This is a genomic window from Leuconostoc garlicum, assembly GCF_001998805.1.
GTDB lineage: Bacteria > Bacillota > Bacilli > Lactobacillales > Lactobacillaceae > Leuconostoc > Leuconostoc lactis.
On sequence record NZ_CP016329.1, the window covers coordinates 1,151,745 to 1,163,897 of the forward strand.

The 12,153-nt window shown below is 44.1% G+C and carries 15 protein-coding genes and 1 riboswitch; all 15 genes read left to right on the forward strand.

What is annotated here, in order from left to right; translation table 11 throughout:
- Positions 1-8 precede the first annotated feature (8 nt).
- Positions 9-1,511 (forward strand): carboxypeptidase M32, encoded by a 1,503-nt coding sequence (locus A9176_RS05845; protein ID WP_048701813.1) that lies wholly within the window; start codon positions 9-11, stop codon positions 1,509-1,511.
- Between the two features lie 135 nt (positions 1,512-1,646).
- Positions 1,647-1,832, forward strand: coding sequence for a 30S ribosomal protein S21 (rpsU, locus tag A9176_RS05850; protein ID WP_077282550.1), 186 nt, complete (start codon positions 1,647-1,649; stop codon positions 1,830-1,832).
- A gap of 86 nt (positions 1,833-1,918) precedes the next feature.
- Positions 1,919-2,365: a GatB/YqeY domain-containing protein gene (locus A9176_RS05855; protein ID WP_029509270.1), complete on the forward strand. Its 447-nt coding sequence runs from the start codon at positions 1,919-1,921 to the stop codon at positions 2,363-2,365.
- 112 nt (positions 2,366-2,477) lie between these two features.
- Positions 2,478-3,359 (forward strand): CvfB family protein, encoded by an 882-nt coding sequence (locus A9176_RS05860; RefSeq protein WP_077282552.1) that lies wholly within the window; start codon positions 2,478-2,480, stop codon positions 3,357-3,359.
- Positions 3,343-4,239: a site-specific tyrosine recombinase XerD gene (gene xerD / locus A9176_RS05865; protein WP_068850017.1), complete on the forward strand. Its 897-nt coding sequence runs from the start codon at positions 3,343-3,345 to the stop codon at positions 4,237-4,239. The genes A9176_RS05860 and xerD overlap by 17 nt, the downstream gene beginning before the upstream one ends.
- A 38-nt stretch (positions 4,240-4,277) precedes the next feature.
- A complete protein-coding gene (locus A9176_RS05870) occupies positions 4,278-4,634 on the forward strand; it encodes a hypothetical protein (RefSeq protein ID WP_010000220.1) in 357 nt (118 codons plus the stop codon).
- Positions 4,613-5,389, forward strand: coding sequence for a segregation and condensation protein A (locus A9176_RS05875; protein ID WP_029509275.1), 777 nt, complete (start codon positions 4,613-4,615; stop codon positions 5,387-5,389). Before A9176_RS05870 ends, A9176_RS05875 begins: the two co-directional genes overlap by 22 nt.
- The gene (scpB, locus tag A9176_RS05880) at positions 5,382-5,981 is read left to right on the forward strand and encodes an SMC-Scp complex subunit ScpB (RefSeq protein WP_010002770.1); all 600 of its coding nucleotides are present in this window, start codon (positions 5,382-5,384) and stop codon (positions 5,979-5,981) included. Before A9176_RS05875 ends, scpB begins: the two co-directional genes overlap by 8 nt.
- On the forward strand, positions 5,974-6,723 hold the full coding sequence (locus A9176_RS05885) for a pseudouridine synthase (protein WP_077283257.1): 750 nt from the start codon (positions 5,974-5,976) through the stop codon (positions 6,721-6,723). The genes scpB and A9176_RS05885 overlap by 8 nt, the downstream gene beginning before the upstream one ends.
- Before the next feature lie 52 nt (positions 6,724-6,775).
- Positions 6,776-6,911, forward strand: a riboswitch (FMN riboswitch).
- Positions 6,912-6,977: 66 nt separating this feature from the next.
- Entirely contained in the window at positions 6,978-7,562 is a 585-nt protein-coding gene (locus A9176_RS05890; protein ID WP_077282554.1) for an ECF transporter S component, read from the forward strand.
- Between the two features lie 76 nt (positions 7,563-7,638).
- Positions 7,639-8,211 (forward strand): hypothetical protein, encoded by a 573-nt coding sequence (locus A9176_RS05895; protein ID WP_029509277.1) that lies wholly within the window; start codon positions 7,639-7,641, stop codon positions 8,209-8,211.
- A gap of 13 nt (positions 8,212-8,224) precedes the next feature.
- Positions 8,225-8,902 carry a (d)CMP kinase gene (cmk, locus tag A9176_RS05900; RefSeq protein WP_077282556.1) on the forward strand — a complete coding sequence of 226 codons (678 nt, stop codon included), beginning with the start codon at positions 8,225-8,227 and terminating at the stop codon, positions 8,900-8,902.
- A 95-nt stretch (positions 8,903-8,997) separates the two neighbouring features.
- Entirely contained in the window at positions 8,998-10,188 is a 1,191-nt protein-coding gene (rpsA, locus tag A9176_RS05905; RefSeq protein ID WP_010000210.1) for a 30S ribosomal protein S1, read from the forward strand.
- 103 nt (positions 10,189-10,291) lie between these two features.
- Positions 10,292-11,605: a ribosome biogenesis GTPase Der gene (der, locus tag A9176_RS05910; protein WP_077282557.1), complete on the forward strand. Its 1,314-nt coding sequence runs from the start codon at positions 10,292-10,294 to the stop codon at positions 11,603-11,605.
- A 195-nt stretch (positions 11,606-11,800) separates the two neighbouring features.
- Positions 11,801-12,076: an HU family DNA-binding protein gene (locus A9176_RS05915; protein WP_010000207.1), complete on the forward strand. Its 276-nt coding sequence runs from the start codon at positions 11,801-11,803 to the stop codon at positions 12,074-12,076.
- Positions 12,077-12,153: the final 77 nt, after the last annotated feature.

Sequence of the window (12,153 nt, forward strand, 5' to 3'; positions counted from 1 at the left end):
AGGGTTTCATGGCGACACAACAAGCACTTTTAGATTCAATTAAAGAACAGACCATTTTGTCAGAAATTTCGGCATTATCTGGCTGGGATGCCCTGACCGGTATGCCAAAAGATGCAGGGCATTTTCGGGCTGATGTGGATGCTTATTTGGCTGAAAAGACCTTTCAGGTCGCCACGGGCCCACAACGACAACAGTTACTCGAAGCGTTGTCGGCGGATAAAAGCGTTCTAGATGACTTTGGTCAATTAGTCTTAGCCAAAGCGCAGAAAGATTTTGACGTGACGGGGAAGATTCCTGAAAAGGACTATATTGATTTCCAACGGACATTATCTGAGGCCCAAGATTACTGGGCTCAAGCACGTGAGGCTAATGATTACACAATTTTCCAGCCTTATGTTGAAAAAATTATTGCTTACTTGAAGCAATTTATTCCCTTGTGGCAAACTGATGAAGCAACGCCGTATGATGTGTTGCTGAATCAATATGAACCAGGCTTGTCCGTGGCTAAATTAGACGCGGTGTTTGATGAACTAAAAACAGGGATCATGGCCTTACGTCATCGCCTAGAAACGCTTGGGACCGAGCCTGATGGCACGTTTTTATCACGGCAAGTATCTAAAGACAAGCAACGTGAGTATGCTTTAGCTGCTTCACAGCGATTAGGCTATGATATGAATAAAGGCCGTCTGGATGACACCATTCATCCCTTTATGGAAGCGTTAAATCGTGATGATGCGCGTATTACCACGCGCTGGGACGAACATAATTTCCAAATGGCGGTGTTGGGCATTTTCCACGAGGCAGGGCATGGATTGTTTGAACAGAATGTGGCCGCTAAGTATGATGCCGTACGTGCCGTGATGCCGATTAGTATGAGTATTCATGAGTCACAATCACTCTTTAATGAAGTCATGGTGGGTCGCTCAAAGGCGTTTTGGCAGGCAGAATATCCAAAAATGCAAGCGGTGTTTGCGCCAACATTTGATGATATTTCATTTGAAACCTTTTATAATGGCTGGATTAAAACCGAGGCGACGCTCATTCGGACGGAAGCGGATCCATTGACGTATCCGTTGCACATTATTATTCGCTATGAAATTGAAAAAGCCATCTTTAATGACAATGTGCCAGTAGCAGAGTTGCCGCAGCTTTGGCGTGATAAATATCAAGAATACTTAGGCTTGACGGTGCCGGATGATTTGACTGGTATTTTACAAGATATTCACTGGGCTGGTGGGTCATTTGGTTACTTCCCAAGTTACGCTTTGGGCCATTTATATGCGGCGCAGTTTATGGCTACGATGCAAAAAACATTGGATTTCGAGCAGATTTATGCTTCAGGTGATTACACACCAATTTTTGAGTGGCGCAAACAACATATTTGGCAACACGGTGGGGCAGTTGATCCAGGCGACATCTTAATGGCAGCGACTGGTGAAGGGTTGAATCCACAATATTGGTTAACCGTGATGAATGATTTATATGCTACGGCCTACCAGTTACCAAAATAATACCCCAATCCGGCAAAAAATAAAGGCACGCTTTGGGGTCTGTTGTTGACAGCAACACTGGATTTTGATAGAATAAATAAGTATTTACAGCATGTCGTTTAATCGAAATAAAATGCGAGAAAGGAGGGTTATCACATGGCAAAGGTCATCGTACGTAAGAACGAATCTTTGGATGATGCATTGCGTCGCTTTAAGCGCGGTGTTTCAAAGGACGGTACTCTCCAAGAATACCGTAAGCGCGAATTCTATGTTAAGCCTTCAGTTGCTCGTAAATTGAAGTCTGAAGCAGCACAAAAGCGTAACAAGAAGAAGAGCCGTTAATCGGTTCTAAACGTCACCTCGGTGGCGTTTTTCTTTTGCATTTTATGTTAAAATAGCAATAGACTAAACAAGAAAGAAGAAGACACATGAGCCTGTTAGAGACATTGAACGCTGATATGAAGCAAGCAATGAAAGATAAGAATAAGGAAGCGCTATCGGTTATTCGGATGGTGAAGTCAACAGTGATGAACGAACAAATTAGTTTGGGTCATGACTTGACACCAGAAGAAGAATTGACGGTGTTATCACGTGAAGTGAAGCAACGTCAAGATTCTCTATCGGAATTTGAAAAGGGTGGCCGTGAAGACTTAGCGGCAGGGATTCGATCAGAATTAACGATCTTGGCCAAGTATTTGCCAGCACAATTGACCGAAGAAGAAATCGTTGCCATTGTTGCGGCAGCTATTGAACAAACTGGCGCAACCGGTCCTAAAGACATGGGCAAGGTTATGGGCGTGGTGACACCGCAAGTCAAAGGTAAAGCCGATGGTAAGGTCGTCGCTGACTTAGTTAAGGCAACCTTGGCACAATAACGACAAGGATAATCGGCTACGGCCGATTTTTTTGTTGGCTTATCGTTGTCTATCCGTGTTAAACTAGGGTATTAAAGAAAAATGCGTGAAGTTGCGCATCAGAGGAAAAATCATGACGAATCCAACAGTTGGTACAATTGTAAAAGCATCAGTAACGGATGAAAATACCCAGTATTTTTTTGCGCAAGTTGATGGCTTTACGTACGAAATTGACAAATCAGAACTTGAAAAGCCCCTTAAGGTTGGGGGCTTTGTAACAGGTTTTGCTTATGAAAATGAAAATCATAAGCTACAAATTACTAAAACACTACCAACAGCTCAAAAAGATGTTTATGGCTGGGGGACGGTTGTGGCCAACCGGCACGACTTAGGGGTGTTTGTCGCTATCGGGCTACCTAACAAGGACCTGGTCGTTTCTTTAGATGATCTGCCAACCATCACAACATTGTGGCCACAAAAGGGTGACCGCTTGATGCTAGCGATGAAAGAAGATAATAAAGGCCGGTTGTGGGGCGAGCTTGCCCAGCAGCACATTATTGGTGCGGTTGCTCGCCGTGCACCACAAGAAATGAAGTCTAAAACAGTTAAAGCCACAGTGTACCGTAATAAAATCGCGGGCACACTTGTGATTACTGAAGATTATTATCTAGGCTTTATTCACCCATCACAACGTCACGATGAGCCAAGATTAGGGGAAGTTCTTAAAGCGCGTGTTATTGGCGTCCGTGAAGATGGCACGTTGAATTTGTCACTCAAGCCATTAGCTTATAAGACAATGGATGAAGATGCCCAATTCTTGTTGCTCCAGTTGCAACGTCGAACGGATCATTTTTTGCCGTTCAATGATAAAAGTAATCCCGAAGCCATTAAGCGTCAATTTGGCTTTAGTAAGAGTCAGTTCAAGCGTGCGTTAGGTCATCTGTATAAAGCCCGCTTAATTGAACAAGTTGACGGTGGTATTCAACTGATTGCCGAAAATGACACAAACAATTAACCTCGCCATTGCCGACTATTTGCACTATATTCGGATAGAACGTGGCTTGTCTGATAATACAATTAACAGTTACCGACAGGATTTAACCCAATTTGGCGCCTATTTGACAGCAGAAAAATTGTCACTGGAAGCAGTCGATCATGTCGTGGTTTTGGCATGGTTGAATCAACTACGGTTAGCTGGTAAATCTAATAATTCTGTGATCCGCATGGTCACGTCGCTTCGGAAGTTTTTTGGCTACTTAGCTCAAGAAAAAATTGTTTTGCCAAATCCGATGCGCGATATTAAACCACCGAAGAAAGCCACGCATTTACCGGCCGTTTTGAGTGTGGCGGAAATTGATGCCTTGCTGGCTGTGCCAACAGACACGACCCCACTTGATATCCGGAATCGCACGTTAATTGAAGTGATGTATGCCACTGGCTTGCGTGTCAGCGAGCTGGTCAACCTTAAGTTAAGTGATTTACATTTGCAATTGGGGTTGATTCAAACCGTTGGAAAAGGCGATAAGGAACGCATTATTCCGATTGGGGAAGTGGCGGCGGACTGGTTAACACGTTATTTTGCCAGCAGTCGCTTGGCCTTACTCAAGGGTAAGGCATCACCCTATGTTTTCTTAAATGATCGTGGGGGACAACTCACACGGCAGGGTGTTTGGAAAATCATTAAGAAGTTGGTTGCTGAAGCAGGCATTACAAAAGATGTCTCGCCTCATACGTTGCGCCACTCGTTTGCCACGCATATTTTAGAAAATGGGGCGGACCTACGGATTGTGCAAGAATTACTCGGGCATGCCGATATTTCAACCACTCAGATTTATACGCATATTTCAAAAAAGCGGTTGAGTGAAGTGTATGATCAGTACCATCCACGGGCATAATTGACCGACGTCAGACCTGCCATTAATGAGGAAGAAAAATGTTAGCATTGGCTAGAAGTGATAATCAAAAAACCGTGATGGGTATTTTATCGTTGTTGCCTGGGTTACGTGAGTTACCGTTTTTGAAAGCTGAAATGGCTTGGTATAACGATCGTGAGACACGTTGTCTCTATGTTTGGCAGCGTAGTAATTGGGTGCAGGGTGTTTTAGGCGTTGAATTTTTAGACCATGATATCGTGTTGGTGCGTCATGTGGCGTTTACCCCAGAAGCCCGCACGGTGGAAAATTATTTTGAGTTGTTGTCTAATTTTCAAACGCAAAATCCAACGGCTTTTTTGATGGGAACCTTAGATAATCAAAAATTAATTAATAAATGGAGAAGAGCAACATCGTAGCGCAGCGTTTAACAATCAAATTAAGCGATTTTGAAGGCCCGTTAGATCTATTACTGCATTTAATTAAAAAATCAGAACTGGATATTTTTGATTTACCAATTGCCACAATCACGGCCCAGTATCTGGCCTTCATTCAGGCGCAGCAAGATATGCAGTTGGATGTGGCATCTGAATATTTGGTGATGGCAGCTACGTTAGTTCAAATTAAATCAGCGGACTTGTTGCCACAAGAAACCTATGACGATGATATGCTGGTTGAGGAGTTGAATGATCCGCGTGATGAATTGATGCGGCAACTGTTAACCTATAAACAGTTTCAAGCTGCTAGTGCGCAATTACGAGAAAGAGAGCGCGCTGATCACCAATCATTTGCACGGTTACCGATGGCAGTCCCAGCAGATTTTGAGCCTGATATGGCACTGGCACCAGGGCTTGGGTTAGTGGATTTACAGGTAGCGTTTGCTAAGTTATTGCGCAAAAAGCGACAACATGAACCCATTAGTCGTCGGGTTGTCCGTGAAAAAATGACGATGGCGCACGCAGTGGCGAATATTCGTCAGCATTTTGCAGCCCACCAAGTTGGGGATATGCTGCCCTTTGAGTCGTTATTTGACCAGTTACATGATCGCGAATCGCTGGTCATGACGTTTATTGCTTTGCTGGAAATGGCAAAGGAAGACCAGGTTATTTTGCATCAAACGGATGCACAAGCAGAAATATTTGTAGAAATTGAGAACATAGACGGGCATGAATAATTTGAGTCAAATTGAAGCACTGCTCTTTGTCGCTGGTGATGAAGGGATGGCGCTATCAACGCTTTGTAGTATTACCCAATTCGATAAGCCGGCAGTGTTGAACTTGATTGAAGCGCTCGCCAATAAATATGCTGATGATCCCAACAGTGCGTTAGAGATTCGGGAAACGGATGGTATGTATCGTTTGGTCACCAAGCCAGCACTTGGCGCGGTTGTTAAGGGCTATTTTGAAGCGCCAGCCCAGGCCACTTTATCACAAGCACAACTAGAATCTTTGGTCATCATTGCCTATAAGCAACCGATTACGCGCATTGAAATTGATCAAATTCGGGGCGTGCAGTCAGCGGGGACCATTCAGAAGTTGATGTTGCGTCAGCTTGTGGTTGAAGCGGGGCGAAAAGATGAACCAGGCCGTCCTATTATGTATGGGACATCAGCCGAATTTTTAGATTATTTTGGCTTAAAGTCACTTGATGAACTCCCACCACTACCAGATTTTGAATCCCTTGACGTCGCAGATGGTGGTGGCGAATTATTTACCAGCGCATTTGATGCGCAGACAACAGAAATGGAAGAAAAAAATGATGTCTGAAGAAGCACAACGTTTACAAAAAGTCATTGCGCAAGCAGGACTTGCTTCACGTCGTGGGGCAGAAGAATTAATCACACAAGGTCGGGTCCAAGTCAATGGTGAGACGGTCAAAAACCTTGGCATCAAAGTGATGCCACATGATACCGTTCAGGTTGATGGGGCACCGATTGAAGGCCGCGAAAAGCTGGTGTATTATTTGATGAACAAGCCACGTGGGGTCGTCACGACAAATAGTGACGACAAGGGCCGCCAAACGGTGCTTGATGTGCTTGAAGACGTGCCACAACGTGTTTATCCTGTTGGTCGTTTAGATTATGATACAACTGGTGTTTTATTATTGACCAATGATGGGGTGATTGCTAATCAATTGATGCACCCTAAGTCACGTGTTGACAAGGTCTATATGGCCAAAGTTGAAGGGATTGCGACTGACGAAAAGCTAGCACCGCTAAAGCGTGGTGTGATCATTCAAGGTCGGAAGACGGCCCCGGCGCGGGTGAGTGTTGAGCGCGTGGATAAAGACAAAAAGACCAGTATGGTACGCGTTATTATTCATGAAGGGCGTAATCACCAAGTGAAAAACATGCTCCAAAAAGTGGGGCTGCCAGTCGCTAAGCTGACTCGTGAACAGTATGCCTTTTTTGATTTGACGGGTCTACAATCGGGTGAATATCGTAAATTAACCAGTGCAGAAGTCAAGCGCCTCAAGAATCAAGACTACAAAATGTATCGTCGCCGCTAAAACGTTGCTTTGTGATGATTACTTTGTTACAATTAGTAAGTAATCTTAATTGAATATACTTCAGGGTCGGGTGTAAATCCCAACCGGCGGTGAGACATGCAAGACATGGTAAGCCCGCGACCTGCGTAAGCAGCTGATCTGGTCAAAATCCAGAGCCGACCGTAAAGTCGGGTATAAAGAAGTTTAAAAAAGAAAGTAAAACTGCCTTTTTGTGCTACCCTGACAAATTGTGCAGTTTTTTTGAGGCAAAAAATATGTCTATCTCACACACACGCACGCAACGCTTAACGCTGATCGCGATTTTAAGTGCCTTGTCATTTGGCTTAATGTTGTTTCCACAATTGCCGTTGATACCAGGGGCTGATTTTTTGAAATTAGACTTTTCAATTGTGCCGGTGCTGATCGCAGGGTATTGGTTAGATCTGATAGCGGCACTGTGGACCGTTATCTTACGGACGCTCTTAAAGTTAATCTTGGCTAATGAAGGGGTCAATACCTATCTTGGCTTACCCGTTAACTTGGGGGCGATTGTGGTCTTTGCGCTTATCTTATTTTGGGTAATGCCGCAGTTTGACGCCAAAAAAATTGGCCGCGCCTTGTTGGCAGTCGGTGCGGCAACAGTGGGCTTAACATTGGCAGGTGTCGTGATGAACTGGTTGATTGCGGTGCCGCTCTATGCGAAGTTTGCCCATTTTGACATCGCTAAAATGATTGGGTTAGGCCAATATTTTATCGCGATGGTGATCCCCTTTAATATTGCGCAAGGTTTGATATGGGGCATTGTCAGTTTTGCGGTGCTTTCTATTTTGCAGCCCATGCAACGTCAAATTTTATCTTAAGCAAACGTTATCGACATCAACGACCTCCTATGTGGTAAACTTTTAAGTGAACTATTATGATGGAGGTCGTTTTATTATGAACGATTTTGACCCAAATAAGATGAGTCGGTCAGCCCGATCAAAGCAACAAAAAGTTGAACCGCAGTTTTCGCGTAAATCAAGCCAACAAAACAGCGAACACAAGCGCCTTCGGGTATTTTTGATTATTCTTGGATTACTGATTTTATCGAGTGTCCCAGTCTATGGCTTTTGGGTGAATCATAAAGCACCCCAGCAACAAGTGGCGTCATCAGTGAGTCATAAGAAAACGGCGTCGTCGAAAAAAGCATCATCTGTTGATTCATCATCGTCATCAGTCGCTTCTTCAGACGATACAGCTGTATCTGAATCTGCTGTAAGTAGTAGTGATGACACAAGTTCAGTTGATGAGAGCGTTTCATCAAGTGCGGTCGAAAGTAGTAGCAGTGCGGCACCTGAAGTATCATCATCAAGTGTTGCCAACAATACAGCCGTGCTCGGTGCCAGCCAAACACTTTATAATTTTGCCGTGACCCATGGGATGACAACAGATCAAGTGATTGCGTTAAACCCAGGCCTGACGGTGTCAAATTACACCCAATATGCTGGTCGCGATTTGAATATTCGCTAAGTTAGAGGAGACTATGACAAATAATTTTCAGGTGGCAATTGATGGTCCAGCATCAGCTGGTAAGTCAACGATTGCTAAAATTTTAGCTACCCAATTACAATATGTTTACGTAGATACAGGTGCAATGTATCGTGCCATCACCTTAGCGGCCAAATTAGCTGGCGTCGCCTATGATGACGAAGCACGGGTTGTAGCTTTACTGCCGCATACGCAGGTGCGCTTTGAACCAGGGACACCAGTGCAACGTGTTTTCTTAAATGATCAAGAAGTGACGGAAGCGATTCGCTCAACGGAAATCACGAACAACGTGTCATTGGTTTCATCATATGCCGCAGTGCGAGCCGATCTTGTGGCCCGTCAACGAGACATTGCTAACAGCCATAATGTGATCATGGATGGGCGTGATATTGGGACAACAGTGTTACCAGATGCGCAAGTGAAAATCTTCCTTGTGGCCAGTGTTGACGAACGCGCACAACGCCGTTATCAAGAGAATTTAGCTAAGGGCATGACTGTTGACCTGCAAACTTTAAAAGCTGAAATTGAGGCGCGTGATTATAAGGATTCACATCGTCAGATTAGTCCGTTAGTCAAAGCCGATGATGCCGTTTTGGTCGACACAACGGGTCACAGCATCGATGAAGTTGTGGCAATGATTACAAAAATTATTCTAGATAAACAGCGAGATTAACTTACAGCGTGAAAACGCTGTTTTTTACTATACAAGATAAAAATATTCTGGTAAACTATACACATAGTGTAAATTGTAGGAGGACGTTAGACGTCATGAGTGAAACAAACAACGAGTTCTTAGCAGCTCTCGAAAGCGCAGCAGATCAAATTAAGGTGGGAGATGTCGTTACCGGTGAGCTTTTAGCTATTGATAATGATAACCAAGCAGTTGTTGGTTTGTCTACCGGTGAAGAAGGAGTTGTGCCAGCACGTGAGTACTCAGACGATCGTAACATCAACCTGGCAGACGAATTAAAAATTGGTGATACCATTGAAGCAGTTGTCATTTCTAACGTAACAAGCGACAAGGAAGGCGTAGCTTACTTGTTGTCAAAGAAGCGTTTGGATGCGCGCAAAGCATGGGAAAACTTGAGCTTTGCTGAAGGTGACACAGTTGATGCCAAGGTTATCAACGCTGTTCGTGGTGGTTTGATTGTTGATGTTAACGGCGTACGTGGTTTCGTACCAGCATCAATGGTTGCAGAACGTTTCGTTTCTGATTTGAACCAATTCAAGAATAAGGATATTAAAGCACAAGTTATCGAAATTGACCCTGCTAATGCACGTTTGATTTTGTCACGTAAGGCTGTTGCTGCACAAGAACGTGCTGCACAGTTGGCTGAAGTATTTAGCAAGTTGTCAGTTGGTGAAGTTGTTGAAGGAACTGTTGCTCGTTTGACAGACTTCGGCGCATTCGTTGACTTGGGTGGTGTTGATGGTTTGGTTCACGTATCAGAAATCTCACATGATCGTGTGAAGAACCCAGCCGATGTATTGACAAAGGGTGACAAGGTTGACGTTAAGATCTTGGCATTGGACACTGAAAAGGGTCGTATCTCATTGTCAATCAAAGCAACACAACGTGGACCTTGGGACGAAGCTGCAGATCAAATCGCTGCAGGTTCAGTGCTTGAAGGTACTGTTAAGCGTGTGAAGGACTTTGGTGCCTTTGTTGAAATTTTGCCTGGTATCGAAGGTCTTGTGCACGTGTCACAAATTTCAAACAAGCGTATTGAAAACCCATCAGAAGTTTTGAAGTCTGGTGACAAGGTACAAGTGAAGGTATTGGACATTAAGCCAGCCGAAGAACGTATTTCATTGTCAATGAAGGCTTTGGAAGAAAAGCCAGAACGTGAAGATCGTCGTGGTAACGATGGTTCAGCTTCACGTGCTGATATCGCTGCTTACAAGCAACAAGATGACTCAGCCGCAACATTGGGTGACATCTTTGGTGATAAGTTGTAAGAAGCATCAACATAAAAGAGCTGGTTCGCCAGTTCTTTTATTTTTGAAGAAAAATTGAGTGAGCATTAGTGGGCGCTCACGGTATGAAAAAGGAGGTGCGATTATGGCAGCACCAGTAGTAGCCATTGTTGGCCGACCAAACGTCGGAAAATCGACTATCTTTAACCGGATGGTCGGAGAACGTATTGCAATTGTTGAAGATCAACCAGGGGTGACACGCGATCGTTTGTATGCGCCAGCCGAATGGTTGAATTATGAATTCCGGATGATTGATACCGGTGGGATTGAACTCGGAGACGAACCGTTTTTGGCCGAAATTCGGGCCCAAGTTGAATTAGCTTTGGATGAAGCTGATGTCATTGTCATGGTGACATCTGGGCGTGAAGGGGTGACGTCAGCTGATGAAGTTGTCGCAAAAATGCTTTATAAGACGGACAAGCCTGTCGTGCTTGCGGTCAATAAGATCGATAACCCAGAAATGCGTCAAGATATTTATGACTTTTATTCACTTGGTCTTGGTGAACCTTATCCAGTTTCTGGTTCACACGGCTTGGGCTTAGGTGATTTGTTGGATGAAGTTGTCAAGAATTTCCCCGACGAAGCAGCTGAACAAGAAGACGATGGCGCTATTCGTTTTAGTATCATTGGTCGGCCTAATGTTGGCAAGTCATCAATTGTGAATGCCATTTTGGGCGAAGAACGCGTGATTGTGTCTGATATCGAAGGGACAACCCGTGATGCCATCGATACGCGTTTTGTCACACCTGAAGGTGATGAATTCATCATGGTGGATACTGCTGGGATGCGTAAGCGCGGTAAGGTGTATGAGAATACGGAAAAGTATTCTGTGATGCGCGCCTTGAAATCCATTGATGATAGTAATGTGGTCTTGATGGTGCTGGATGCCGAAGCAGGTATTCGGGAACAAGATAAGCACGTGGCAGGTTTTGCGCATGAAGCCGGCCGTGCCATGATTATTGTGGTCAACAAGTGGGATGCCATTGAAAAAGATGATCACACGATGAAGGATTTCGAGAATATGATTCGCGCAGAATTTAAGTTCTTGGATTATGCCCCAATTGTCTTTGTCTCAGCAAAAACGGGGCAACGTTTGGATCGTTTGCCACAGATGATTAAGGACGTTGATGCTAACCACCGTAAGCGTATCTCATCGTCAACGTTGAATGATGTCATTATGGATGCGATTGCCGTGAACCCAACGCCAACTGATAATGGCCGTCGCTTACGTGTTTACTATGCGACACAAGTTGCCGTGCAACCACCAACTTTTGTTATCTTTGTTAATGATGTTGAATTGATGCACTTCTCATACGAACGTTTCTTAGAAAATAAAATCCGTGAAGCCTTTGATTTCACGGGTACACCAATCAAATTGATTGTCCGTGCCCGCAAATGAGAAATCAGCAACGGCGCATGTGAGGTATGTTGTGATGACGTCATTTTCTTGTGACAAAATTATTACGAAAACCTGAAAACCCGCATAAACACTACACATTCGGGCGTTCTTGTGTTATTCTAGTTACATGAAATAATGTTTCGACAGATTTCAAAACCGGTTGACGGTTAATAAAAACTCTTAGGAGAAGCGAAAATGGCTAACAAGCAAGAATTAGTAGATTCAGTTGCAAAGGCAACTGGTTTGACAAAGAAGGATGCTACTGCAGCAGTTGATGCTGTCTTTACATCAATCGAAGAAGCTTTGAAGAACGGTGAAAAGGTTCAATTGATCGGTTTTGGTAACTTTGAAGTTCGTGACCGTGCAGCTCGTAAGGGTCGCAACCCACAAACTGGCGCAGAAATCGAAATTCCTGCATCAAAGGTACCTGCATTCAAGCCTGGTAAGGCATTGAAGGAAGCTGTTAAGTAATCAGATTCTGACTGAATCGTGATTGACAGGGTATCCTGGGGGGAAATGAGTCAACAGAAGTGTTTATTTTCTAATCT

Coding starts and splice junctions, on each gene's coding strand:
- cmk (WP_077282556.1), top strand. CDS start 8,225: ATGACAAATAATTTTCAGGTGGCAATTGATGGTCCAGCATCAGCTGGT.
- der (WP_077282557.1), top strand. CDS start 10,292: ATGGCAGCACCAGTAGTAGCCATTGTTGGCCGACCAAACGTCGGAAAA.
- A9176_RS05845 (WP_048701813.1), top strand. CDS start 9: ATGGCGACACAACAAGCACTTTTAGATTCAATTAAAGAACAGACCATT.
- A9176_RS05890 (WP_077282554.1), top strand. CDS start 6,978: ATGTCTATCTCACACACACGCACGCAACGCTTAACGCTGATCGCGATT.
- xerD (WP_068850017.1), top strand. CDS start 3,343: ATGACACAAACAATTAACCTCGCCATTGCCGACTATTTGCACTATATT.
- A9176_RS05870 (WP_010000220.1), top strand. CDS start 4,278: ATGTTAGCATTGGCTAGAAGTGATAATCAAAAAACCGTGATGGGTATT.
- A9176_RS05855 (WP_029509270.1), top strand. CDS start 1,919: ATGAGCCTGTTAGAGACATTGAACGCTGATATGAAGCAAGCAATGAAA.
- A9176_RS05885 (WP_077283257.1), top strand. CDS start 5,974: ATGTCTGAAGAAGCACAACGTTTACAAAAAGTCATTGCGCAAGCAGGA.
- rpsA (WP_010000210.1), top strand. CDS start 8,998: ATGAGTGAAACAAACAACGAGTTCTTAGCAGCTCTCGAAAGCGCAGCA.
- A9176_RS05875 (WP_029509275.1), top strand. CDS start 4,613: ATGGAGAAGAGCAACATCGTAGCGCAGCGTTTAACAATCAAATTAAGC.
- A9176_RS05895 (WP_029509277.1), top strand. CDS start 7,639: ATGAACGATTTTGACCCAAATAAGATGAGTCGGTCAGCCCGATCAAAG.
- scpB (WP_010002770.1), top strand. CDS start 5,382: ATGAATAATTTGAGTCAAATTGAAGCACTGCTCTTTGTCGCTGGTGAT.
- rpsU (WP_077282550.1), top strand. CDS start 1,647: ATGGCAAAGGTCATCGTACGTAAGAACGAATCTTTGGATGATGCATTG.
- A9176_RS05915 (WP_010000207.1), top strand. CDS start 11,801: ATGGCTAACAAGCAAGAATTAGTAGATTCAGTTGCAAAGGCAACTGGT.
- A9176_RS05860 (WP_077282552.1), top strand. CDS start 2,478: ATGACGAATCCAACAGTTGGTACAATTGTAAAAGCATCAGTAACGGAT.